The organism is Arcobacter sp. CECT 8983, assembly GCF_004118855.1.
In the GTDB taxonomy this organism is placed as follows: domain Bacteria; phylum Campylobacterota; class Campylobacteria; order Campylobacterales; family Arcobacteraceae; genus Halarcobacter.
Genome location: NZ_PDKF01000002.1, coordinates 24,688 through 50,688 on the forward strand (window position 1 = coordinate 24,688; position 26,001 = coordinate 50,688).

A 26,001-nucleotide genomic window follows, 5' to 3' on the forward strand; every position below is an offset into this window, starting at 1 on the left:
AATAGCATTTTTATTTAGTCTATAAACTGTTTTCTATAGTTTTCCTCTAAAGGTGTTTTATCTTTATAATCTATGATATCCCCAATTTCAATTTGGATTTTTAACTCTTTTTTTCTATTCATAATAGCAATTTTTAAAATATCATCTGCATTTGATTTTATATATACAGGCAAAATAGGTAATCTATTTTTTAAGGCTATAAGTCTTGAACCTTCTTTAAAAGAAGATAATGCAGTATTCTCTTTATTTCTAGTTCCTTCTGGAAAAATATAAATACTATGTCCTTCTTTTACTACTTTTTTTGTATCTTTAAAAAATGATGACATGTTTGGTGCATCTCTATCAAGAAGTACAGTTCCTGCATTTTTTGTAAACATACCAAAGAAAAAAGAGTTGTACAACTCTTTTTTTGCAACCCAAAAACCATTGATTTTTGTATCTTTAAATGCCATTTCTATAATCAATGGATCAATGATACTTCTATGATTTGATATTAATAAATATTGTCCGTCTTTAGGTATTTTTTCTTTGTTTAAAACTTCTACTCTAATGTTTAACTTATTCATTAATATTTGAGAGTATTCTAACCTTGAGGCAAATCTCTCTTTTAAAGTCTTTAGTTTTCTTAATTTAAATCCATATTTATTTGTAAGGTAAGTAGCGTAAATTGCCATACTTATTTGTTTGAAGTTCAAAATAATCCTATTGTTTTTTTCTTAGTATATCTAATTGAGCTTATAGAGGAATATTGTGATTGTAGGAAGTTTGAAATATTACTTTTTGATGGCAAAAAGTAATACAAAAAGCCACCCACGGTTTCGAAGTTTGCTAAAGCAAATACCCTCAAGTTTTTAAATTTATTTCTAGCTTCGAAAACTCACTCATAAAAGATATATCTAATATCTTTTATTCATTCGAACAGTTCTCAGCTTTTTACGAAATCAATTTATAAACTTTCAGCTTCTGCAAATGTGGGGATTTTTATTATATTTATGCTTATTAAATTACTTATAAATAATTTTTATATATAATTATTAAAAGTCAATGGCAATAAATTAGTTTTATTAAATTGTTTTGTGCACTCACTTAACAAATAACTATTTGAAATAATACACACAAAATGAATAACTAATATTCCACAACATTACCTCAATGTTATAGAATATCATTTCTTCATTTTGGCATTGACTTTTAATAAGGATTAAAGATAGAAATTATTCCCTTTTTAAAAAGTAATACAAGAATTGAAATACCATCAAATTTAAGAATTTTAATTTTTGGAGGTGCTTTAGACTCTGGTTGCCGTAGAGATTTATTATTAAATTGGCTAAAAAAGGAAAAAGGATTTTTAACTGTTATTCCTGATAAAATAAACTATTTTGATATAGCATCATCTAAGTATACTTTAATAGAAAAAGAAAGTCATCTATTTGAAAACTCAGATATTCTAATTATTATTCCTGAATCTCCTGGCTCTTTTGCAGAAATTGGAATGATATCATACATGATTGCAAATCATAAGGCAGAGAAAGAACGCATTGCCTATGGTAAAAAAACTTTAATCATTTTAGATAAAAAATATAAACATGAAGAGTCTTTTATTAAATTAGGACCAATAAAAATTATTAAGGCACATCAAGGTAAATCTATTAACTTTGATTTTGAAAAGGGAAATAAAAAAGAAATAATTAGGAACTTTAAAACTAAAGAAATACAGCAGTTCAAACTAAATGATACTACAGATGATACAAAAGAGCTATTCTTTTTTAATTGCATAAAAATATTAATCTATTTATATTATCATAAATCACTAGATTTTAATTCTACAGTATATAAAGAAGAATTTATTCAAAGGCTAAAACAAATTCATATAGGAATAGGAATTGATAATATAGAATATTTAGAATCTGCAGAACTTATTAAAAAAGATTTTAGCAAAGCAAAAATAAATTTATCAATTAAACACTCTCATCCATTTATTCAAGAACTCATAAAGCTAAATTTAAATATATTTTTAGAAAAAGGCATTATCAAAAATTTTTTAACTCAGAGTGGATATTAGTATGAGTTTTTTAGAATACCTTGAAGAAAAGGGATATCCAAACACTTTACTAAGAAAAATATTTGACAAGCATGAAGATTATGTTTATCACTTTAGAATAAAAGGTAAACTGCAAATTGCTCCAAAATGGGAGTTAAAAATACTACAAAAAATTTTGAAAGATTATATTACAGATAATTATGCATCTTATATTTCCAATTTTGCTACTGCTTATATTAAAAAAGAAAACATATCGTACAATGTTTCAAAACATTTTGGGAGAAATTATTTTTATGTTACTGATTTTTCTAATTTCTTCCCTTCTATTAAATTAACAAATATAAAAGACTACCTATCTTCAATCTTTAAAGATGAAGATTCTTCATCTCTTGATATAATATTTAATATAGGGTTTTATAGTGATTCTTTACAATTTGGATTCCCAAGTTCACCAATCATTTCAAATATAGTAATGACAAAATTTGATAACTTATTATTTGAAGAATTAAAAACTAAATTTCCTAAAAATAATATAGCTTATAGTAGATATTGTGATGATTTAACAATTTCATCTAAATATGAGATTTCACCCAAAATTATTAATAATATTATAAATAGTCTATTAATAAAAGAATATACTTATCTATCAATAAATAAAAGAAAGACGAGAAGTTTTGAGAAATATTCACAATACCCTTATATTACAGGGTTGATACCACTAAAAGATAGAACAACTATTGGCAAAAAAAGATTTAACATACTTAAATTAAATATCTATCTATCATTAAAAAATAAAAAAATAAAAAATACAGACTTATTTGATACAGATATTGCATTAAGTTCATATTTATCATATGTTTATTTAGTTGATCCTCATAATTACAATCGACTAAAAGAATATTTTTCAAAAAGATTTAAACCTTTAGAGATAAAAAACTTATTTAAAAAATAGTAAATTTTGTTAAAGTTCAAGGCTAGAGTATAAATTTAGGTAGGAGTTTACTATTGTAAATGACTATCTAAATTTTGACGATAACGCAGAAATTTAGCAAAAGAACTATTTTTCCCTTGCTAACGACTTTCCTGCTAAGTATCCAGAAGCCCAAGCAAATTGCAAGTTATATCCACCCCTATTACCTACAATATCAAGCACCTCTCCAGCTAAATAAAGCCCCCTACACTTCTTACTCTCAAAAGTTTTATCATCAACTTCATCGGTTCTTATTCCACCGCCACTTGCTTCTGCGTGTTTAAAACCTTGAGTATCGATAACTTTCATTCGAAGATTTATAAGAGTATTTACTATAGCTCTAATATGTTTTGCATTTACATCTTTTGCTTTTATTTCACTATCTACTTTTATCATATCAAGGATTACTGGAACTAATTTATTTGAAACTATTCCACTAAGAAGATTTGTTAGTTTTTCATTTGGTAAGGATTTTATTAATGATTCTATCATTCCTAAAACTTCATTTCTAGTTTGCTTAGGAAATAGATTTATAGCTATTTGTACCTCTTGATATAAAGACATAGGATAAACTGCATATTGAGAGATATCTAAAATAGCGAAACCAGAAACTCCATACTTAGTAAATAAAACATCACCTATGATTTCATTCTCTTTTTGTCCATCTATATAAAGAGTGACTTGTGACTCTTTTTTTACCCCTTGAAGTCTTGCTTTATGTTCAAAATCTGTTTGAAGTCCTACTAAAGATGGGTAAGTCATATTAGAAGAGTGTCCAAAACTATTTGCAATATCCATACCAAGTTCAGTAGAGTTTAGCTGAGGAGCTGCAGCAAGTCCAGAGCTAATCAAGACTTTATCATACTCTTTAAACTCACTATCACTTGAGAAAAGTATAAATTTTTCTTCTTCTTTTTTAATATTTTCTATTTTAGTATTGCCTATAAAATTTAAATCTAAGCTGTCAAGTTTTGATTGTAAAAGAGTAGTTACTGATTTTGCTTCATTTGATAAAGGATATACTTTTCCATCTTCTTTTACATCAAGTAAAAGCCCTAAAGACTTACAAAAATTTTTAAAAGCATTAAAATCAAACTGCTTTAAACAATAGCTTGTAAAAGATGGATTTTCTCCTATGTAGTTAGAAACTTGGGCATTATTATTTGAGATATTACATCTTCCATTTCCACTTGCAAGTATCTTTTTCCCAATTGCATTATTTATATCAAAAAGATCTATTTGTAAATTTTTGTTTTCTGTTTTTGCAGTTATGGCTGCCATAAGTCCGGCAGCCCCTGCTCCTATAATAGCTATTTTCAATACATTACCTCTTTTAAATTAGAAATAATTATACTGAAATTCTGCTTTTTATTTGAATCCTAACATTTCAAACTGTAAATACCATACAGCAATTGAAATAAAATATCCTATTAATATTGTCCAAGCATATTTAAAGTGAGCGCCAAAAGTATAAACACCTTTTAGTTTTCCCATAACTCCAACCCCAGCTGCACTACCAAAAGAGATTAAAGAACCTCCAATACCAGCAGTTAAAGTCACTAGCATCCAATGAGAAAGATCCATATCAGGATTAGCTTTTAGTATTGCAGACATTACAGGAACATTGTCAACTAAAGCTGATAAAAAACCAACTGCAATATTTGAATATGTAGGTCCTAAATATTGTGGTTCATAGACCATTGAAGCTAAATGAAGCCAACCAATAAAATATAAAGCTCCAACGGCTGCTAAGATACCAAAGAAGAACATTAAAGTGTTGTTTTCGATTTTTGCCATTGATTCAAACACATCAAAATGGTCTTTACCAAATTTTTTATTAAGTTTATAAGAGTGGATTTTTAATAATACTAAACCAAACATCATTCCCCACATTGCAGGGAAATCTAAGATTTGATGAGAAACTACTGCACAGGCAATGGTAAAGATACCTAAGAATATTGTGATTTGTGCACCTGCTTTCATTTTTGGTTTTTCCTCTTTTTCTACATCAAAATGAGGCATTTCATTAGGAACAATTCTTGAAAGTAAAAATGCAGTTATTAAGTACCCTATGATTGAAGCTGGAAATAGATATAAGAAATCTACAAAATGACCTTTTCCTGAAGTCCAAGCCATAAGAGTAGTAATATCTCCAAAAGGAGACCAAGCTCCACCTGCATTTGCAGCAACTACAATATTTATAGCACCTGGTACTAAAAACTCTTTTTTATTTTTTTCTATTGTTATTAATACTGTTGATAAAATAAGTGCTGTTGTTAAGTTATCTGCTATAGGCGAGATAAAGAAAGCTAAAAATCCAGTAAGCCAGAAAAGTTTTTTATAGCTATAACCTTTTGAGATAAGATTATATTTTAAACTATCAAATACATTCATATGAATTAGTGATTCAATATATGTCATAGCAACAAATAAGAAGAAGAATATTTCTGCAATCTCTAAAATCACACTTTCTGCTTCATTATGCACATTATGAATATTTAAGTCATTCATATAATAATATACTGCAATAAGTAAGAAAGATACAATCCCCACAAAAAGTGCTGGTATTGACTTATCAATTTCATATTTGTCTTCAGCAGCGATAAAATAATACCCCACTACAAAAACTATTAAAACTAAAAAGCCAATCCAAGTCATTGTCAAATCTATGGTTTCAACATTACTATTCCCAAAGAGAAAACTTGTAAAAAGTAAACTCAATAACAGATATTTTTTCAATATAAACTCCTTATTTATATGATTTCATAATTAAAAATGCAACAATTGATATTATGGTTAAACTTATTGCAATTGGTAAAAAAGAAGCACTATGAGATAAAAGTGCTAAAGATGAAATAATAGCTCCAAGACCAAATTGAAGTACTCCTACAACTCCAGATGCTACACCTGCATTTTTTTGGAAATGTTCCATTGCAAGAGCCATACAGTTACCAAAAATAAAAGCCATCATACTCATATATCCTGCCATAAGTGCCATAGTTAAAGGTAAAGTTTGGATATCTGAAGTAAGTATCCAAATAATAGATATTAAAATTTGAATTAATAAACTTACTTTTACTAAAAATAGTGGTTTATATTTTCTCAACATAATTAAATTTACTTTTATCATTGAGATTAAAATTATAAAGTTAAAACCAAAAAAGAAGGGAAATAAATCAGTTGAAATACCATAATGCTCTATAAAGATAAAAGAAGATTTTGAAATCAAGATAAAGAATCCTGAAAAACCTAATGATAAAGTAAGCATAGCTTTCATAGCAACTTTGTGAGTAAGTACTTTTTTATAAGATTGATATACACTTTGTTTCACATAAGTATAACTCTCATCTAAATCTTTATAAACCATAAAGGCAATAAATAGTGCGTAAAAAGTAAAAAATAAAAATATTGCTTCCCAAGAATAAAAATGAATGATAAAAGAACCAATAGCAGGAGCTATTAAAGGAGCAATACTTCTAATAGTACCAATCAAAGATAAAACCTTTGCAGCTTCATCTCCATGAAACTTATCTCTTACAACAGCCATGGCATTTACTACAACTACACCTCCAAAGAAGGCCTCAATAAATCTTAGTACCCAAAGTTGATAAATATTTCCACTAAAAATCATAATAAAACTAATGAAAGAAAAGCCTATCAACCCTATAAGTGAGCTTTTTCGTCTTCCTATTCTATCAGATAAAGGTCCTCCAAATATTTGTCCTATTGAAAACCCTATTAAAAAAATTGATAAAGTTAATTCTATTTTTTCAATACTTACATTAAACGAATCTGCAATATCTGGTATTGAGGGGATATAAGTATCAGTTGCAATAGGAGCTACAGAAGATAAAATAGCTAGTAAAACAATTAAATACATGTGATTATGTGCTTTTTTCATTCAACTCCTTACTATTTAAATTGACATATGTTCAGAATAATATGTCCATGCAATAGTTGCATATACAACCTTATTTTATTATTAAAATTTGAAAATAGTATATTTGAATACCTGATTATTTTAGTTATGTATACTCTTTTTGTATAATTATAAATTTTTTTGGAATATTATAAGTTTTTTAGTCAAGTTTCCACTTATTCATCTACACACTCTATTTAAAGGTACTTTTGACATTAAAGCCTAGTTCTTAAATCAAGAAAATAAGTCTAATTTGAGTAATTTGTTAAACATTATCTAATTAATTTTGATTAAATGACTTGACATTAAATAAAAAATCTATTACAATTCTAACATAACAATTCAAAAAATGTAAAAAAGTTAAAATATAGGAGTCATAAAAATGCAAAAAGAAACAATTGCAGTTCATGGAGGGTACAACAACAAAGAAGGTTGGGGTACTATGGCTGTGCCAATCGCACAAACAACTGCTTATGCATTTAGAGATGCAGAACACGCAGCAAACTTATTTGCATTAAAAGAGTTAGGTTCTATTTATACTAGAATCACGAACCCAACTACTGATGTATTAGAACAAAGATTTGCACAACTTGAAGGTGGAGCTGCTGCTATTTGTACAGCAAGTGGTCAATCTGCAATCTTCTATGCTATTGCAAATGTTGCTGAAGCAGGTGATAATATTTTAATCTCAGACAAACTATATGGTGGTGCAGTTACTTTATTAACTCACACTATCAAAAGATTTGGGATTACTGCAAAAGTATTTAAAAGTGCTGATGCTAGTGATTTAGAAGAGCAAATTGATGATAAAACAAAAGCTATCTTCTTTGAATCATTATCAAACCCACAAATTGCTATTGCAGATATTGAAAAAATTGTTGAAATCGCTAAAAGAAATGGTGTTTTAACAGTTTGTGATAATACAGTTGCAAGTGCAGCTTTATTTAACCCAATTTCATGGGGAGTAGATGTAGTTGTTCACTCAACTTCTAAATATACAAACGGTCAAGGTACTGCTGTAGGTGGTATTGTTGTTGAAAGAGATGGTTTAGCAGAGTTTTTCAAAGAAAATGCAAACAGATATTCACACTTTGTTGAGCCAGATGAATCATATCATGGTTTAGTTTATGTTGATGTTCCTCTTCCAAACTTTTGTTTAAGAATTAGATTAAACCTTTTAAGAGATATTGGTGCAACTCAGTCACCACATAACTCATGGTTACTATTACAATCTATTGAAACATTAGATATTAGAATGGAAAAACATTCAAACAGTGCTTTAGAAGTAGCTAAATTCTTAGAAGCTCATCCAAAAGTTAAATCAGTTAATTACCCTGGATTAGAGTCAAATACAGACTATGAAAAAGCACAAAAATATTTCAAAGATGGTAAGTCATCTGGTCTTATCTCTTTTGAAGCCCAATCTTATGAAGCAGCAAAAACAATAATTGACCAAGCTAAGTTATTTAGTGTTGTTGTAAACATTGGTGATTCTAAGTCATTAATTGTACACCCAGCTTCAACAACTCATTCACAAATGAGTGAAGAAGAGTTATTAAAAGCAGGTGTAAACCCTACAACTGTTAGGTTATCTATTGGATTAGAAAATCCAAAAGATTTAATTGAAGACTTAGAGCAAGCATTAGCGTAAGGATAACAGTAATGCCTCTAATTTCAACAAAAGGTGTATATGGTCTAACAGCCATGTATGAATTAAGTAAGCACGAAGATGACTCTCCCATGCAAATCAAGGAGATTTCATCTAATGCTAATATTCCACAAAACTACCTTGAACAATTACTAGGAAAGCTAAGACGAGCTGAACTAGTAAAAAGTATCAGGGGAGCAAAAGGTGGATATGTGTTAGCTCAAAAACCAGAAGATATTTCAGTAAAGGATATTTTAGTTGCCCTTGAAGGTGATTTAAAAATCGTTGATAGTAAAGCTGATAATCCGATTTTAAATATCTTCTTTGATGATGCTAAGAAAAGTACAAAAGAACTGTTTGATATCTCACTAGCAAAACTAGATGAATATCAAGATAGATATAACGAATTTTTACATTACAGTATATAAAGTTTAAGAGCAACTCGTTGCTCTCTTTAGAGTTTGCTTCTTTAGTGATAATTTACTTATCACGAGAAAAGAAGTTATTTAATTTAAATTATGGTCCCTTTAAATTTGGGACAAATTGAAAGGATATAAAAAATGAAATTTGCAAACAATGTTACAGAATTAATCGGAAATACACCTCTTGTAAAGTTACAAGCAGCGAGTGAAAAAAGTGGAGCTACAGTTTTAGGAAAATGTGAGTTTATGAACCCAACTCATTCAGTAAAAGATAGAATTGGTACAAACATGATTAAAGCTGCTTTAGAGCAAAACTTAATCAATGAAAACACAACAGTTATTGAGCCAACATCAGGAAATACTGGTATTGCTTTAGCTTCTGTTTGTGCAGGACTTGGTATTAAACTAATCCTTACTATGCCTTCATCAATGAGTATTGAAAGAAGAAAGTTATTAAAAGCTTTAGGTGCTGAATTAGTACTTACAGAGCCAGAAAAGGGAATGAAAGGTGCTGTTGAAAAAGCAAATGAATTAGCTGAAAAAACTGAAAACTCATTTGTTCCTCAACAATTTGCAAATGGTGCAAACCCTGAAATTCACAGAAAAACAACTGCTAAAGAGATTTTAGATGATACTGACGGAAAAGTTGATATCTTAGTTGCAGCAATTGGTACAGGTGGTTCGATTACTGGTATTGGTGAAGTATTAAAAGAGCATAACCCAAATATTCAAGTAATTGCAGTTGAGCCAGAAGCTTCTCCTGTATTAAGTGGTGGAAAACCAGGACCACATAGAATCCAAGGTATTGGTGCTGGATTTGTTCCTGATGTACTTAATACTACAGTTTATGATGAAGTAGTACAAGTTTCAAATGAAGATGCAATTGCAGCTTCTAGAAATTTAGCTAGCAGCGAAGGTCTATTAGTTGGTATTAGTGCTGGTGCGAATGCATTCATTGCAGAGCAAGTTGCAGCAAGACCAGAAAACAAAGGTAAAACAATCGTTACTATTCTTTGTGACACAGGTGAAAGATACCTAAGTGTTGGACTATATGACGAAGAGTAAAACTCTCGTCATATATAAATAAATCTACGGGGCAAAAATGGCAGAAAAAGCATATAGATCAGTTGTAAAATCTGTCTCTTGGCGTGCAGTTGGAACTCTTGATACAATCATCATCTCTTATTTTATTACTGGTGACTTAACTATGGCAGCTTCAATTGGTTCAATTGAACTTGTTACGAAAATGGTGTTGTATTATTTTCATGAAAGAGCGTGGAATAAAATTCCCTTTGGAAAAACTAAAGAACCTGATTATCAAATTTAAAAAAGGCAATTATGGATATCAATAATTTAAACCAAAAATTTCAAAACTCAAATGCACAAGAGATAATAGAATACTTCATAAAGGAGTATGGGCAAGATGCTGCTTTATCAAGTAGCTTAGGTGCAGAAGACCAAGTCTTAACAGACATGATTCTAAAAGTAACTAAAGATGCAAATATCTTTACATTAGATACAGGAAGATTACATCCTGAAACCTATGATGTAATGGATGCAACAAACCTAAAATATGGTGTTAAGTTAAATGTTTTCTTTCCTTTAAATGAAAAAGTTGAAGAACTTTATCAAAAACAAGGTATTAATGGACATTTTGAAAGTATTGAAAATAGAAAGAACTGCTGCAATATTAGAAAAATGGAACCTCTTAAACGTGCATTAAAACCTTTAAAAGTTTGGATTACTGGTCTTAGAGCAGCACAAAGTGTTACAAGAACTGATATGCCAGTTGTTGAATATGACGAAAACTTTGAAGTAATCAAAGTTAATCCTCTTATCAACTGGAGTGAAGAGGATGTATGGGATTATATTAAACAAAATAGTGTTCCATATAATAAACTTCATGACCAAGGCTATCCAAGTATTGGATGTGCACCCTGTACTAGGCCAGTTAAAGCTGGCGAAGATATTAGAGCTGGAAGATGGTGGTGGGAGAATCCTGAACATAAAGAGTGCGGATTACACGCAAAGTAGTTAAATATAGATGAATTCAAACTTTTAATTTGAGTGAATCTAAAACAAAGAATTAATGGGACGATATAAAATGAGTGAAATAAAGATAAGTAATGAAAGACTTACACATTTAAAACAATTAGAAGCAGAATCAATGCATATTATGAGAGAAGTAATAGCTGAATTTTCAAATCCAGCAATGCTTTATTCTGTAGGAAAAGACTCTTCTGTAATGCTACATATTTTACAAAAGGCTTTTTACCCTGCACCTCCACCACTTCCTTTAGTACATGTTGATACTAAATGGAAATTTAAAGAGATGATTGAGTTTAGAGATAGAAGAGCAAAAGAAGTTGGAATGGAATTAATCGTTTACTCTAATCCAAAAGGAATTGAGATGAACATTTCTCCTTTTGAACATGGTTCTGCTTTACATACAGATATCATGAAAACTCAAGGTCTAAAACAAATGCTAGATATGCAAAAGTTTGATGCAGTATTTGGTGGAGCAAGAAGAGATGAAGAGAAGTCAAGAGCTAAAGAGAGAATTTACTCATTTAGAGATGAAAACCATAGATGGGATCCAAAAAACCAAAGACCAGAGTTATGGAATATCTATAATGGAAGACACACAAAAGGTGAATCTATTAGAGTATTCCCATTATCAAACTGGACTGAGCTTGATATTTGGCAATATATCTATTTAGAAAATATTGATATTCCTGATTTATACTTCTCAAAAGAAAGAGAAGTAGTTGAATACATGGGTACAAAAATCATGGTAGATGATGAAAGAATGCCAGAAGATTTAAGAAAAACTGCTAAAAAAGAAAAAGTAAGATTTAGAACACTTGGATGTTATCCTCTAACAGGGGCAGTAAACTCTGAAGCAACAACTTTACCTGAAATTATTCAGGAAATGTTAGTTTGTACAACAAGTGAAAGACAAGGTAGATTAATTGATAGTGATGGTGACGCATCAATGGAGAAGAAAAAACAAGAGGGGTATTTTTAATGGCACACCAGTCAGATTTAATTGCTGAAAATATTGAACAATATTTAAAAGAGCATGAACACAAAGAGATATTAAGATTTATTACTTGTGGGTCTGTTGATGATGGAAAGTCAACTTTAATTGGAAGACTTCTTTATGATTCAAAAATGATTTTTGAAGATCAATTAGCAAGTATTGAAAAAGACTCTAAAAAAAGTGGTACAACAGGGGATAAAATTGACCTTGCACTTTTAGTTGATGGTCTTGCAAGTGAGAGAGAACAAGGTATTACTATTGATGTTGCTTATAGATTCTTCTCAACAGATAAAAGAAAGTTTATTATTGCAGACACACCAGGTCACGAGCAATATACAAGAAACATGGCTACAGGAGCTAGTACTGCAGACTTAGCGATTATTCTTATTGATGCAAGACAAGGTGTATTAACTCAAACTAAAAGGCACTCTTATATAGCTTCATTATTAGGAATTAAAAACCTAATTGTTGCTATTAATAAAATGGACTTAGTTGACTTTAGCTCTGATAGATTTGAAGAGATTAAAAAAGATTATGAAGAGATTATTCCAAATCTTCCTCATAATGAAGATATTAACTTTAACTATATTCCAATCTCTGCATTAGATGGAGATAATATTGTTTCAAACTCTCCTAAATGTTCTTGGTATGAAGGTCTTCCATTAATGGGATTACTTGATAGTGTAGAGATTCACCATGATGAAAATGATGATTTTAGATTACCAGTTCAATATGTTTCTAGACCACATCTAAATTTTAGAGGTTTTTCTGGAACTATTGCTAGTGGAACTATTAGTGTTGGTGATGAAATTACAGTTTTACCATCAAGAAAAACATCAATTGTTAAATCAATTGTTTCAAATGATATAAAAGATTTAAGACCAATTTCTAAAGATGAAACTGTTGAGACTATGGAAACTGCATATGCACCAATGGCTACGACAATTACATTAAAAGATGAGATTGATATTTCTAGAGGAGATATGATTGTAAAATCAAGCTCTATTCCTCAAGTTTCAAACAAACTAAATGTAATGGTAGTTTGGATGGATGAAAAACCAATGGAGTTAAACAATAGTTATATCATCAAAAGAGCAACTTCTGTTATAAATGGAACATTTAAAGCAGTTGAATTTAAAAAAGATATTAATAGCTTCAAAGAGATTTCTGCTAATAATTTAGAGTTAAATGATATTGCAAAATGTTCTTTATCTTTAGATAGACAAATTGCAGTTGATTCATATTATGAAAATAGACATACAGGAAGCTTTATTATCATTGATAGATATACAAACTCAACAGTTGGTGCAGGTATGATTGTAGATGCTGTAGAGAGTAAAGATAAAGAAGAAGCAAAAGAATATACAAAAGCTGAAATAGCTTTAAATCAATATATTAGAGACAATTTCCCGGAATGGGGATGCAAAGAAATTTTTTAGGGACGAAGAATATGGCAAAAGAAACTAAAGCACAAAGAGTAGAACGTATAAAGAAAGAAAAAGATGGTCTTGATGTACTTCAAGACATCTATCTTTATGCAGTAACAGGGGAAGAAGTAGATCCTGAAGATATTGATAGATTTAAATGGTACGGAATGTACACACAAAATAAAAATCTACAAGATGAAAATGATAATACATTATATTTCATGCTTAGAGTTAAACTTGAAGGTGGACAATTAACTTTACCTCAATTAAAAGTTGTATCTGAGATATCAGAAAAGTATGCAAGGGGAACTGCTGATTTTACAACAAGACAAGATTTACAGTTTCACTTTATCAAAGTAGTTGATTTACCAGAGATCTTTAGACTTCTAGATACAGTTGGATTATCATCTATTTTTGCAGCAGGAGATGTACCAAGAAATGTTGTATCATGTCCAATTAATGGTATTGACCATGAAGAAATAGCTGATGTAAGAGAAACAGTTGATAAACTAAATGAAGCTTTTAAAGGAAATAGACTATTCTCTAACCTTCCTAGAAAATATAAAGTTGGGGTAAATGGATGTTCTAAAAACTGTATGCACCATGAAATCCAAGATGTTAGTTTCAATGCAGTTAAACAAGAGAATGGAAGAGTTCAGTTTGCAGTAAGTGTTGGTGGAGGTTTAGCTTCAAATAAAAGAATTGCTAATCATATTGGATATGTAACTCCTTCTCAAGTTGTTCCTACTGCTAAAGCTATTACTAAAATCTATAGAGACCATGGATTAAGAGAAAAAAGAAATAAAGCTAGACTTGGACACTTAATTGAAGAATGGGGATTAGAAAAGTTTGTTGAACAGTTACAAGCTTCTTTAACATTTAAAATCAAAGAACCAAATGATATTGAATATACAAACTCAAGATTTAGAGAACATTTTGGTATTCATGAGAGTAAAGAAAAAGGTAAAAGCTATATTGGGTGTGCATTAAACTCTGGACACATTGGAGTTGATGGTTTAAATAATCTAATCAAACTTTTTGAGAAATATAAAGCTACTTTACTTAAATGTACAGTTACTCAAAATATTATCATCTTAGATGCAAATAGTGATACTGCTGAAGAGTTTGCACAAGAGTTAGAAAAAGTAGGTATTTATCCTTATCCTTCTAATTTTAGAGCAAGAGTTCAAGCTTGTACTGGAATTGACTTCTGTAAATTTGCAATTTCTGAAACAAAAGGTGTTGCAAAAAGATTAGTTGACCACTTAGAAAATAAATTCCCTGATTTTGGAGAAAGAGTTTCTATTTCTGTAAATGGTTGCCCTAACTCATGTGCTCATCCTCATATTGTTGATATTGGTTTTATGGGTACAAAAGTTAAAAAAGATGGTAAAACTGTTACAGGTTTTGAACTTCTTGTTGGTGGATTCCTTGAAGGTAATAAATCTCAATTTAATCAAAAAACAGGAATCAAATTTGCGGCTGAAGATGTAAATGAACATGTGGAAGAGCTTATAAATGAATATTTATCTTCTAATTATTCATCATTTCATGATTACATCATCACAAAAGCTAAATAATAGAAAAGATTAAATTCTTTTCTATTATTAATTAAACATATAATTTAAATAAGTTAAAATTATTTAATGAAAAAAAATATCTACAGACCATTTTTTGATAAAAATACAAATACTTTAGATTTTATTAGATACAACACTATAGGTAAGAACAAAAGCGACTATTTTGACTATACAGCTTCAGGTCTTGCATTTAGACAAATAGAGAATCGTATAAGAGATGTTCTTGAAACATATGCTAATACACACTCTAAAGAGTCTTTAAATGCAAATATTACAAACCAATACTATAATGAAGCAATAGAAAGCCTAAGCAGTAGTTTAGAACTAAATGAAGAGTTTGCTATTATTCCTAGTGGATGTGGGGCAACTTCTGCCATAAAAAAATTCCAAGAACTAATTGGAGTATATATTCCACCAGCAACATTAAAAAGATTTGGAATTTCTGTAGCAAAGAAAAAATTACCACTTATTATAGTTGGACCATATGAACATCACTCAAATGAAGTAAGTTATAGAGAAGCCCTTTGTGAAGTAAAAAGAATAAGACTTACTGATGAGGGATTGATTGATCTTAGACAACTTAAAGAGGTTTTACAAGAAAATCGTCATAGAGAAATCATAGGATGTTTTTGTATTGCTTCTAATGTTACAGGGATTATTACTCCTTATGAAGAAATTTCAAGACTATTAAGATTATATGGAGCTAAAGTTTGTTTTGATGCAGCTGCTAGTTCTTCATATATGAATATTCCTTGTGAATTATATGATGCTCTTGTAATGTCTCCCCATAAACTTCTTGGAGGACCTTCTAGTTGTGGAATTCTTGCTATTAGGAAATCTTTAGTTGATGAAACACTTGCTCCAACTTTTGCAGGTGGAGGAACTGTTGCTTATGTAAACTCAAAAGTGCAAGAGTATGAAAAAGATATTAGTGCAAGAGAAACAGCAGGAACACCTGGAATTTTACAACTTATTCGTGCAGCACTTGCATACAAATTAAGAAATGAAATAGGTTTTGAGTTTATAAAAGAGCAAAAAAAACAACTTCTTTCTCATCTTTTAAAGGGTTTAGAAAAAATAGAAGGTATTACTATTTATGGAAATAAAGAAGAAGAGAATATTGGAATTGTCTCTTTTAATATTGCAAATTTAAATCCATATAAAATATGTGAAAAACTATCTTCAAATAGTGGTATTCAAACAAGAGCAGGATGTTCTTGTGCAGGTCCATATGGACATGATTTATTAGGAAAAACTTCTAAAGAAGAGTTAGAAGAAAAGCCAGGTTGGCTTAGAATATCAGTTCATTATTCACAAACAAAAGAAGATATTGATAGACTAATAGAAGCAATAAAAGGTTCTATTTAAGACTCGTAGATAACTCTTCTAATATTATCTCTATCAATATTTCTATACTCATCATACAAACTTTGATATCTTAATTTATCACTAAAACTAATTGGTGTTCTTATTGATTTGTATTCTATTAACTTGTCATCTTTATAAACACCACTAATAGTTGCATGAACCCAGTAAAAACCTTTGTCTTTTCTAAGATTTTTTACTACACCTTCCCATTTTTGTTCAGTTTCTAAAGTTTTCCAAAGATTTCTAAAAACTCTTTTTGGCATATCTGGATGTCTTAAAATACTATGTGGTTGCCCTATTAGCTCATTTATATCATAGCCAGAAATACTTGCAAAAGTCTCATTAGCATAAGTGATATTACCTTTTAAGTCAGTTCTTGAAATAATTAGTTCATCCTCTGGGATTTGAGTTTCAATTAAAAATTCACTCTCTAAAAACTCTATCATAGTTTCTACCTTTTATCAAACTCTTGTGCAAAACCGGCAAGGTCTTTTTTCTTTAAATCACCTCTATAAATAATCTTATCTGCAGGTGTATCATCATTTAACATTTTTGGAACAACTTCTGCTTCATTTAACACATCCATATGCTCTTCTAGCTCATCTTCACTATAAGCCATTTGCATATCAGCACTTATAATATGAGGAATAGTTTCTATAACTTTAAGTTTTTCAAGCTCTTCTTGTACACCATTTCCTTCTATTGTAACAATAACTCTTCCTACCTCATCATGAAGATGATATTCGCAAACTTCACACTTTTTTAATGCTTCTACAACCTCATCTAAATACTCTGGTCTTGTTTGAACTACGATACTTGAAATATTCATTTTAATCTCCAAAAATTTATTGTTTGACTATCACTACTTGCAAAAATCTCTTTTTCTGAAATAAACAGAATCTGAGTTAAAGTAGCATCTTGTCCAATTAGTTTATATAAATACTTTTTACTGCTTGTATTAAACACTAAAATCTCATTTTCCTCATTAAATGCAATTGCACCATATTTAGCATTTTTGCTTAAGGCACAACTATAAAGAAGAAAATCAAAATTTAGTGCATATGAACTAAAACTATCATAGAAAACTGCTTTTCTATCTTTTCCTGCAGTTAATATTTTTCCTTTTTTAAAATCTAGTTGATAAACTCTATCTAAATTTAAAGCTTTTAATTCTTTTTTGACTACTAAATCACTTGTTTTTAAAACTCTTACTATACCACTTTCATCAGTTGTTGCTACTTCACTTCTATTCTCGTTTAAGGCAAAATGAGAAAATGAAGACTGACTAACTTGAGTTAAAACTGTGACCTTATTTTTTTTAATATCAAAAATACCAATTTGATTACTTAGTAATGCAAATACTATTCTTGTATCATTAACAAAAGAAGCCTTTTGAATAAAAAACTTTTTATCTATATCAATAAGTTTTTTTAGTTTTTCTTCTTCATATATCCAAAGGTTTCTATATCCTTTCATTCCCTGAGAGACGATAACTATTTTATTATCTAATAAATCAATAGAATAAACCTTTGCAGAAATTGTATCTCCCATAAAATCTTTTATTTTTGGAATTTCTATTGTCTTAATTATCTTTTTTTCTTTAGTATCAAAAACCTCTACAGTTCCATTATCAGTTCCTGCATATAACAATTTATCTTTATATACTATTTCTTGAACTGTTCCCGTTGCTTTTAAAGAGTAAGTAGGAGTTACTTCTTCTAATGCAAAAGATGATACTACTAAGATTAAAAAAGATAAAAAGACTTTAATCATCTAAATCCAAATCCTCTTTTATTTTTGCCATTTGTTGATGTAATTCGTAAAAGTGTTCATCAGTTACATCATCATCTTTTGACCATTGAACTTCTATATCAGAACCATAATCTTCACTCATAAGAGCTAACTGTTTTGAGAAGTCATCCATATCTTTACAGATAACTTGTCTTGTATCTTCAGTATCAGTTAATCTAATAACCCAAGTATCATTATCTGATTCTTCTACATTTGCTGTAAATATTGCTGGCATTTAAACTCCTTTAACTATTATTGCTTCACTAGGACATACATTTAAACAAAAACCACAGTTTGTACATTTATCTTCTAATATTGAAGGTCTAAACATACCTAAAAACTCTATTGCATCATCTAAACATGGATCTTTACATGAAAAACACATTGTATTATTCCAACTTAAACACTTCATAATATCAATCTCAACTTTTGCAGCTATTTTTTCATCTGAGTCTTCTAATAAGACTCCATATTCACATGCTTTGGCACATTCGCCACAATAAGTGCAACCGCCTTTTGAAAAATCTATATGAGGTGTTTTATCTTCACCTAATACTATTATATCTTCTTCACAAAGAGTAACACAAGGTGCATTACAACTTGGGCACTCTTTGAGAAAAAGACTCTTGTCTTCATTGTATGGTAATCTTATAACTTGCTCTTGCTCTTCTTTCTTTGTATTTGTAAAAGAAGAAGCAAGAGAGCTGAATAACTCTCTTCTTCTCATATTATTCCATTAATGTATCTAAACCTTCAGTTAGACTTGTTCCAGTCCATGAAGATTTTTTTGCTCCATCTTCTTTTGTGTAATCAGGAGTAAATGTATTTCCTACTAACTCCCCTTCACTTTGAGGAGCATGACATTGAGAACAGTTAAACCTTGAGTTTGATAACTGATGCATCTCATTTATAGTTACATATTCCATTTTCTCAGATGAAGTATTTTTAACAAGTTTTCCATTCTTAACAATATCACCATTTTTTGTTAATGAAGTATCTGGTCTAAAGTTAATCGTGTGAGATTTTGGATAAGGTAAAGCTCCAAAAGACTCTGCTACTCCTGGTGTATGACAAGAGATACATTGATTATTATTAACCGTAATTGGAAGCATTCCATCTACATCATGGGGAATCATTGGTGGAGCATCTTGAAATGCCCTTGCAATAGTTTTTGACGTACTTGGAGCCGCTTTACTATATTTTGTTTCATCAGGAATTACTTTATCTTCACTATATAGGTCAACTTTTCTAAGCCCTAAAGACTCTTCACTAATTGTAGGTTGAGCTGTACTACACCCTACAAAAATTAAAAAGGAAGAAGTTGCAAGACCAAGACTAATTTTTGTTATTAGTTTCATTTTATTTCTCCTTGTTTTTTTGCTCTATTAAATTTCTTATTGAGAAGTTTAGTGCATCATCATCACAAACTTCTATACATCTTGCACAATTTGTACACTCGCCTAAAAGAACTTGTTCACTTGATTTTCCAACCATAAAAAGTACTTGGTTTTCGGGACAAACCTCTTTGCATTTCATACATAAAGTACATTTGTTTTCATTATGTTCTACACGAACTAAACTATATTTGCCAACTATTGAATAGAAAGCTCCTAGAGGACAAACATGTCCACACCATCCATTTTTTAAAACAAAAAGATCAAAAAGAAAAATAATAAGTACCGCAGCCCAACCAAGACCCATACCAAATATTATTCCCCTGTGTAACATAGAGATTGGCGAAATAAACTCAAAAGCAGGAACTGCTAAAATAAAAGATATTACTAAACTAAGACCTAATACCCAATATCTAATTGTTCTACTTGCTGGTTGTCTTTTTTGAATTTGATTAAAACCTAGTCTTCTTCGTAAGAAGTTAGATAAATCAGTTACTATATTCATTGGACAAACCCATGAGCAAAATACTCTTCCACCAACTAAAGCATAGAAAATAAAAATAATCAATGCCCCTATAAATATATCAGAAGCAAGTACTGCACCTGAAAAAAACATCTGTAACACAGCATAAGGATCACTTAATGGGATCTTATCAAATAATAAAGAAGTACTTAAATTACCAGTTAAAATATTCCATCCCCAAATATTTGCTGCAATATATAGGAATAAAATTGATACTTGAACTACTCTTCTTTGGATTAAATATTTATTCTTAATCATCTAGTAATCCTTCCATATCATTTAATGAATCAACTGCTTTTCGTTCACTTATTTCTGTTTTAGTTGTTCCACTAGTACTATCTTCTAATCTTTTCTCATCTGTTTTGTCCCAACCTTTTATATAATAATTCCCAGCTTTTCCTAAAGCAACTTCTCTAGGAAGAACAAAAATAGAAGCTTTTTCAGTTACACAAGCTTTTTCACAAAGACCACATCCAGTACAATAATCACTATTTACAACAGGTTTCATAAAAGCATGTTTTCCTGTTCTTTCATTTTTAGTGTACTCAATAGTAATTGCTTCTCCTAAAATAGGACAGGCTCTATAACAGGCATCACACTGTATTCCCCAAAAGGCAATACAGTTTTTAGAGTCAACAACTGCAACTCCCATATCTGCCATATTTATATCTAGCTTATTATTTTTACTAACCTTGGTTATATCTAAGGCATCAGTTGGACAAACTGGAACACATGGTATATCTGGACACATATAACATGGTATATCTCTTGGAGTAAAATATGGTGTGCCTAAAGGCTTATTATCACCTGGTTTTGCTAACTTCAATGTATCATAAGGACAGGCTTCAACACACATACCACATTTGATACATGTTTTTAAAAAGTCCTCCTCATCTAATGCAGCAGGAGGTCTTAATGTAAGTTCAGACGCTGTCACCTCATCTACATAAGCACTCCAAGTTAAGGCACCTAAAGTTGCTAGTCCAAAGGCTCTTGCTATATTTAGAAAGAATCTTCTTCTATCGCTTACAACTTCTTTTTTCATTTTTTACTCTTTTTGTTTCTTTTGTTTTATACTTTATATACTTTTACTGCACATTTTTTAAAGTCTGTTTGTTTTGATTGCGGACAAGTATAGTCTGCACAAACTTTATTAATAAATACTTTTTCATCAAACCAAGGAACATAAACAAGTCCTTTTGAAGGTCTATTTCTTCCTCTTGTTTCAACTCTTGCTTTAACTTTTCCTCTTCTAGATTCAACCCACGCTAATTCACCTTGTTTAATATCAAACTTCTTAGCATCTTCTGGGTGAACATATACTAATGCTTCAGGAACTGCTCTATATAACTCAGGAACTCTCATTGTCATAGTTCCACTATGCCAGTGTTCTAATACTCTACCTGTACTCATCCATAATGGATATGTTTCATCTGGAACTTCTGGTGGATCCATATATGGACGTGCAAAGATTTTTGCTTTGTTTTTTAAAGCTTTTTTAGTTTTATCTTTAATACCATTTAAGTCACCTTGAGGTAATGCTTTTGCTAATTTACCATAGAATGCAAAATCAGTGTGTCCTGTTTCTTTTCCATATTTTTTAGCATATGGGTCATATTTAGTATTAAATCTCCATTGAGTCTCTTTACCATCTACAACTGGCCATTTAAGACCTCTAACTTTGTGATAAGTATCAAAATCTGCTAAATCGTGTGCATGACCTCTACCAAACCAAGCATATTCTTCAAATAGATATTTTTGAATAAAGAATCCATAACCTTTGAAAACTTCCCCATCACTACCTTTTACATTTCTGCTATCACCTAGAGCTTCAGAATTATCAAAACCTTTTTGGATAGGATTTTCTAAATCAATTTTATATGACTTTGCATCTTTGTTTGCAAATAGGATTTCATACATTGTAGTATCTTCGTTATATCCCATTTTTTTAGCTTCAGAAATTACATTTGGAAGTTTTTTACCATTTCTTAGAGTATATTCACCCCAAAGATCTTTTACAGTAAATCTTTTTGAAAGTTCAACCCATTGCCATGTATCAGACATTGCATCACCTACAGGTAATACTTGTTGTCTCCAGTGTTGAGTTCTTCTCTCTGCATTTCCATAAGCACCCCATTTTTCATATATCATTGCAGATGGTAAAATAAGGTCAGAAACTTTTGCAGAAATACCTGGATATCCATCTGAAGTTACAATGAAGTTATCCATTTCACGTGCTGCTTTAATCCAGTGAGATGCACTTGCTGTATCTTGATATGGATTACATACATTTACCCATGCAAATTTAATAAGTCCATCTTCAATATCTCTATGGATTTTCATAATATGTTGATTTCCAACTGGATTTAATGTTCCATCTGGAATTTTCCATTTATTTTCAACTATTTTTCTATGTTTACCATTTTTTACCATCATATCTGCTGGTAATCTGTGACAGAATGTTCCTACTTCTCTTGCTGTACCACAAGCACTTGGTTGACCTGTCAGTGAGAATGCACCAGAACCTGGTTTAGCTTGTTTATTTAATAAGAAGTGAACATTATATGCTAAAGTATTTACCCAAGTACCTCTTGTATGTTGGTTCATACCCATAGTCCAGAATGATACTACTTTTCTATTTTTTTCAATATATAGATTTGCTAATTTTTGAAGTTTTTCTTTGAACTGTTCAATTGATTCATCAGGATTACCTTTTGAGATTTTTGCTACATAATCAATATCATATGGCTCTAAGAATTTTTTATACTCTTCAAAAGAGATTTCCCAGTGTTTTAAACCAGCTGGTTTATTAACCATTTTATCTCCAGCTTTATATCCATAAGGAGCAAGTGCAGGAGCTTCTGTTTCAGATACAATTTTTTCCATCTCTTTTGAGATAGTTTCCATCTCTTTAGCTGTATATTTACCTTCTTTTATAGCTTTTTCATCTGATCTTCTCATACCATAACCCATATTAACTGGGCTGGCTGCAAATACAATATGTTTTTTAACAAAATCCCAATCAATTGCTTCTGGATGATTATATACAATCTCTCTTGCAATATAATTCCAAATTGCTAAGTCTGTATTAGGAGTGAAAATAATTTCAATATCAGCTAAATCAGAAGTTCTATGTCTATAAGTAGATAAGTTTACTACTTGAACTTTATCAGGATTTGAAAGTTTTCTATCTGTTACCCTTGACCATAAAATTGGGTGCATTTCTGCCATATTTGAACCCCAACATACAACTGTATCAGTAAGTTCAATATCATCATAACAACCACTTGGCTCATCAATACCAAAAGTTTGATAAAAACCAACAACAGCAGATGCCATACAGTGTCTTGCATTTGGATCAATAGCGTTTGATCTAAATCCACCTTTCATCATCTTTTGAGCTGCATAACCTTCCATAATAGTGTATTGACCAGAAGCAAACACACCAACTCCCTCTGGACCACTTGCTTTTAAAGCTTTTTTGATATGAATTTCCATCTCATCAAAAGCTCTTTTCCATGAAATAGGGGCAAATTTACCATTTTTATCAAACTCACCCTTTGCATTCATTCTAAGTAATGGTTGCTTTAATCTATCCGCACCATACATAATTTTTGCATTAAAATAACCTTTAATACAGTTAAGTCCTCTGTTAACTGGTGCTGCTGGGTCTCCTTTAACTGCAACAATTTTTCCATTTTTTGTTGCAAGCATGATTCCACAACCTGTACCACAGAATCTACACGCTGCTTTATCCCATCGCCAACCTTTTTCAGCATTATTTGCTGATGCTTGAAGTTGTGAAGGGACATTCATTCCTACAGCTGCTGCTGCTGAAGCTGCTGCGGAACTTCTTAAGAAATCTCTCCTTGAAAGTGCCATACTCTCCTCCTTTGGATTTTGTTTTATTTCTAAACAAAACAATTCTAGCACTATGAAAACTATTGTTCATTGACTTGTGTCAATTTCTTTTGTATTTTTTTAATAGTTATATTAAATCTAAATTTTTATCTATTTTTAATATCTGTCACTTGCTTATTTATTAATTATTTAGTAAACTATTTGTTGTTAACTACTTAAACTATCGGCATTTAGAAAATTATCTTTATAATATTATTGTAATAAAGCTCTATTTTAGGGGTTTGTGAATTATTTTTATTGATTAATATCAATTTTATTATAAAAAATTTTCTATATACTAATAGTGTTGAAAATAATCAGGTGCAATAAATATGATAAATTCGAAAGAAATTTTTAAGAACATTAATCTTTTTTCTCATTTAGAAGATAATGAAATAGAAAAACTAATAGAAATATCCTCTATTTCTAAATATGATAAAAACTCTATTTTATATTATGAGACAGAAGATATGGATAAACTTTTATTCCTAATAGAAGGACAAATAAAAGTTTATAAAATAGATAAGTATGATAATGAAATTTTTTTATACTATATATATTCAAATAGTATGATATCAGAATTATCTAATTTAAATCAAGACAAAATTCAATGCTTTTCAAATGCAGAGTTTGTAGAAGATAGCTTAATATTGTCTATAGATTATGAGAAGTTTAAAGAGATGTTTTTATATGAAAATGAATTCATCTTAAAATTTATTGAAGAACTTATTTATAAAAACCAACAATTGCAATGTATTGTAAATAGAGAGTTGGTTTTTGATGCAACATCAAAGGTTGCATTTATGCTGATTAATGATTTAAAAATGTTTAACCAGTTAAAAAGAACAGAGGTTTCTCTTTTATTACATATACAGCCAGAAACTTTATCAAGAGTATTGAAAAGGCTTAGTAGAAGTGATATAATAACGATAGAAAAAGGGAAAATAATTATTAACAATGAAGAAGAGTTAAAAAGTATTTACTTAGGAATTTAAATGAAACAAGTTAGTGTAAGTCAAAAAATTAAAATTATTGGTGCACTATTAATCTTATCAATCTTCACAGTTATTGTTGTGACTATTTTTTTAAATCAAAAGAATATAAAAGATGCAACAATAGTTAATATTGCAGGTAAACAAAGAATGTTATCTCAAAGAATTACTAAAAATGTCTATTTTTTATATCAAAATAAACAAGACAATTTTACTGAAATTGATAATGCAATAGAACAGTTTAACTATGGTTTAGGTACCTTAATAAGTGGTGACAATCTTTTAGGTATTTCTGCTGCACCAACGCAAGAGCTAAAAGAGCAAATGACAAAAGTAGTGATTCTATGGACAAGTTTTGAAAAAAACGTAAGAGAATTTAAAGAAGCATTAATAAAAAATGATACACAAAAATTAAACTCAACTATAAAATTTATAAATAATAACAATAATAAATTATTAGAAGAAGTAGATGAAGTGGTTACTCTTTATGCTAAGTATATAGAAGAAAAAACTGCTTTTATTAGAAAATTCCAATATTCAGCATTTACTTTATTACTTTTACTTGCAGTTTATTCAATAATTCAATTAAGACAAATAGAATTAAATGCAAGGGAATTTATAGAAAAGTCTAAAAAAATATCTTCTGGAGATATTAATGAGTTAACTCCAATAAATATTAATACAGAAAAAGAGTTTGTTGAAGTAGCTGATAATATGAATAATTTTATTAGTAGAGTATCTTCTGCCATGAATTATTCACAAACTGCTTTAGAACAGTCTAAAAAAGCTTCTCAGAAGCTAGAGAGTTTAACAGAAGAGTTTGACGACTTAATTAATGAATTTGAAAATAAATCTGATGTCATAAAAGGTTTAGATAGAAGTGAAGATATTATGATTGAATCTACAGAAGATTTACTTAAAACAACAAAAAGATTACAATCTTTAAAAAGTCAATTAGATAGTCTTGTTAAAAAGCTTTAGTC

26 protein-coding genes are annotated in these 26,001 nt (G+C 29.8%); 13 read left to right on the forward strand and 13 right to left on the reverse strand.

What is annotated here, in order from left to right:
* Positions 1-14: 14 nt before the first annotated feature.
* Entirely contained in the window at positions 15-695 is a 681-nt protein-coding gene (locus CRV01_RS00175) for a lysophospholipid acyltransferase family protein (protein WP_129005866.1), read from the reverse strand.
* 809 nt (positions 696-1,504) lie between these two features.
* Here CRV01_RS00175 and CRV01_RS00180 point away from each other — a divergent pair.
* Both CRV01_RS00180 and CRV01_RS00185 read left to right on the forward strand, forming a co-directional pair.
* The gene (locus CRV01_RS00180) at positions 1,505-2,062 is read left to right on the forward strand and encodes a hypothetical protein (RefSeq protein WP_129005868.1); all 558 of its coding nucleotides are present in this window, start codon (positions 1,505-1,507) and stop codon (positions 2,060-2,062) included.
* A 1-nt stretch (position 2,063) separates the two neighbouring features.
* Entirely contained in the window at positions 2,064-2,993 is a 930-nt protein-coding gene (locus CRV01_RS00185; protein WP_129005870.1) for a reverse transcriptase domain-containing protein, read from the forward strand.
* A 105-nt stretch (positions 2,994-3,098) separates the two neighbouring features.
* Here the strand turns inward: CRV01_RS00185 and CRV01_RS00190 are convergent, their stop codons facing one another.
* From CRV01_RS00190 to CRV01_RS00200, 3 genes are read right to left on the reverse strand one after another with little or no spacing between them, the layout of a single operon-like run.
* On the reverse strand, positions 3,099-4,331 hold the full coding sequence (locus CRV01_RS00190) for an NAD(P)/FAD-dependent oxidoreductase (protein WP_129005872.1): 1,233 nt from the start codon (positions 4,329-4,331) through the stop codon (positions 3,099-3,101).
* A 48-nt stretch (positions 4,332-4,379) separates the two neighbouring features.
* Positions 4,380-5,750: a sodium:proton antiporter NhaD gene (gene nhaD, locus CRV01_RS00195; protein ID WP_375234253.1), complete on the reverse strand. Its 1,371-nt coding sequence runs from the start codon at positions 5,748-5,750 to the stop codon at positions 4,380-4,382.
* A gap of 10 nt (positions 5,751-5,760) precedes the next feature.
* A complete protein-coding gene (locus CRV01_RS00200) occupies positions 5,761-6,912 on the reverse strand; it encodes a multidrug effflux MFS transporter (RefSeq protein ID WP_129005874.1) in 1,152 nt (383 codons plus the stop codon).
* A 400-nt stretch (positions 6,913-7,312) separates the two neighbouring features.
* Between CRV01_RS00200 and CRV01_RS00205 the strand changes: the two genes are divergently transcribed.
* The 9 genes from CRV01_RS00205 to CRV01_RS00245 all read left to right on the forward strand — a co-directional run bounded on the left by CRV01_RS00205 (position 7,313) and on the right by CRV01_RS00245 (position 16,418).
* Entirely contained in the window at positions 7,313-8,581 is a 1,269-nt protein-coding gene (locus CRV01_RS00205; RefSeq protein ID WP_129005876.1) for an O-acetylhomoserine aminocarboxypropyltransferase/cysteine synthase family protein, read from the forward strand.
* An 11-nt stretch (positions 8,582-8,592) separates the two neighbouring features.
* Entirely contained in the window at positions 8,593-9,006 is a 414-nt protein-coding gene (locus CRV01_RS00210; RefSeq protein WP_129005878.1) for an Rrf2 family transcriptional regulator, read from the forward strand.
* A gap of 132 nt (positions 9,007-9,138) precedes the next feature.
* The gene (gene cysK / locus CRV01_RS00215; protein ID WP_129005880.1) at positions 9,139-10,065 is read left to right on the forward strand and encodes a cysteine synthase A; all 927 of its coding nucleotides are present in this window, start codon (positions 9,139-9,141) and stop codon (positions 10,063-10,065) included.
* Positions 10,066-10,102: 37 nt separating this feature from the next.
* On the forward strand, positions 10,103-10,327 hold the full coding sequence (locus tag CRV01_RS00220; RefSeq protein ID WP_129005882.1) for a DUF2061 domain-containing protein: 225 nt from the start codon (positions 10,103-10,105) through the stop codon (positions 10,325-10,327).
* An 11-nt stretch (positions 10,328-10,338) separates the two neighbouring features.
* Complete coding sequence (locus CRV01_RS00225; protein WP_129005884.1) at positions 10,339-11,034, forward strand: phosphoadenylyl-sulfate reductase; 696 nt, start codon at positions 10,339-10,341, stop codon at positions 11,032-11,034.
* A gap of 70 nt (positions 11,035-11,104) precedes the next feature.
* A complete protein-coding gene (cysD, locus tag CRV01_RS00230; protein ID WP_258238270.1) occupies positions 11,105-12,028 on the forward strand; it encodes a sulfate adenylyltransferase subunit CysD in 924 nt (307 codons plus the stop codon).
* Entirely contained in the window at positions 12,028-13,482 is a 1,455-nt protein-coding gene (cysN, locus tag CRV01_RS00235) for a sulfate adenylyltransferase subunit CysN (protein WP_129005886.1), read from the forward strand. The genes cysD and cysN overlap by 1 nt, the downstream gene beginning before the upstream one ends.
* A gap of 11 nt (positions 13,483-13,493) precedes the next feature.
* On the forward strand, positions 13,494-15,050 hold the full coding sequence (locus tag CRV01_RS00240) for a nitrite/sulfite reductase (protein WP_129005888.1): 1,557 nt from the start codon (positions 13,494-13,496) through the stop codon (positions 15,048-15,050).
* Between the two features lie 66 nt (positions 15,051-15,116).
* Positions 15,117-16,418: an aminotransferase class V-fold PLP-dependent enzyme gene (locus tag CRV01_RS00245; protein ID WP_129005890.1), complete on the forward strand. Its 1,302-nt coding sequence runs from the start codon at positions 15,117-15,119 to the stop codon at positions 16,416-16,418.
* Here CRV01_RS00245 and CRV01_RS00250 read toward each other — a convergent pair.
* From CRV01_RS00250 to napA, 9 genes are read right to left on the reverse strand one after another with little or no spacing between them, the layout of a single operon-like run.
* On the reverse strand, positions 16,415-16,864 hold the full coding sequence (locus tag CRV01_RS00250) for a PAS domain-containing protein (RefSeq protein ID WP_164969990.1): 450 nt from the start codon (positions 16,862-16,864) through the stop codon (positions 16,415-16,417). The two genes, CRV01_RS00245 and CRV01_RS00250, sit on opposite strands and share 4 nt — an antisense overlap.
* 5 nt (positions 16,865-16,869) lie before the next feature.
* Positions 16,870-17,247 carry a chaperone NapD gene (locus CRV01_RS00255; protein ID WP_129005893.1) on the reverse strand — a complete coding sequence of 126 codons (378 nt, stop codon included), beginning with the start codon at positions 17,245-17,247 and terminating at the stop codon, positions 16,870-16,872.
* Positions 17,244-18,191, reverse strand: a complete 948-nt coding sequence (locus tag CRV01_RS00260; protein WP_129005895.1) for a WD40 repeat domain-containing protein — start codon at positions 18,189-18,191, stop codon at positions 17,244-17,246. The genes CRV01_RS00255 and CRV01_RS00260 overlap by 4 nt, the downstream gene beginning before the upstream one ends.
* Entirely contained in the window at positions 18,184-18,444 is a 261-nt protein-coding gene (locus tag CRV01_RS00265; RefSeq protein ID WP_129005897.1) for a hypothetical protein, read from the reverse strand. Before CRV01_RS00265 ends, CRV01_RS00260 begins: the two co-directional genes overlap by 8 nt.
* Positions 18,445-18,936, reverse strand: coding sequence for a ferredoxin-type protein NapF (locus CRV01_RS00270; protein ID WP_129005900.1), 492 nt, complete (start codon positions 18,934-18,936; stop codon positions 18,445-18,447).
* A gap of 1 nt (position 18,937) precedes the next feature.
* Positions 18,938-19,567: a nitrate reductase cytochrome c-type subunit gene (locus CRV01_RS00275; RefSeq protein ID WP_129005902.1), complete on the reverse strand. Its 630-nt coding sequence runs from the start codon at positions 19,565-19,567 to the stop codon at positions 18,938-18,940.
* A gap of 1 nt (position 19,568) precedes the next feature.
* On the reverse strand, positions 19,569-20,384 hold the full coding sequence (napH, locus tag CRV01_RS00280; protein WP_129005904.1) for a quinol dehydrogenase ferredoxin subunit NapH: 816 nt from the start codon (positions 20,382-20,384) through the stop codon (positions 19,569-19,571).
* Positions 20,377-21,171 carry a ferredoxin-type protein NapG gene (gene napG / locus CRV01_RS00285; protein WP_129005906.1) on the reverse strand — a complete coding sequence of 265 codons (795 nt, stop codon included), beginning with the start codon at positions 21,169-21,171 and terminating at the stop codon, positions 20,377-20,379. The genes napH and napG overlap by 8 nt, the downstream gene beginning before the upstream one ends.
* Positions 21,172-21,197: 26 nt before the next feature.
* Positions 21,198-24,008, reverse strand: a complete 2,811-nt coding sequence (gene napA, locus CRV01_RS00290) for a nitrate reductase catalytic subunit NapA (RefSeq protein ID WP_129005908.1) — start codon at positions 24,006-24,008, stop codon at positions 21,198-21,200.
* A gap of 350 nt (positions 24,009-24,358) precedes the next feature.
* On the opposite strand from napA, the gene CRV01_RS00295 reads away from it, so the two are divergent.
* Together CRV01_RS00295 and CRV01_RS00300 are read left to right on the forward strand one after the other, a co-directional pair.
* On the forward strand, positions 24,359-25,021 hold the full coding sequence (locus CRV01_RS00295; RefSeq protein WP_129005910.1) for a Crp/Fnr family transcriptional regulator: 663 nt from the start codon (positions 24,359-24,361) through the stop codon (positions 25,019-25,021).
* The gene (locus CRV01_RS00300) at positions 25,022-25,999 is read left to right on the forward strand and encodes a type IV pili methyl-accepting chemotaxis transducer N-terminal domain-containing protein (protein ID WP_129005912.1); all 978 of its coding nucleotides are present in this window, start codon (positions 25,022-25,024) and stop codon (positions 25,997-25,999) included.
* Positions 26,000-26,001 lie beyond the last annotated feature (2 nt).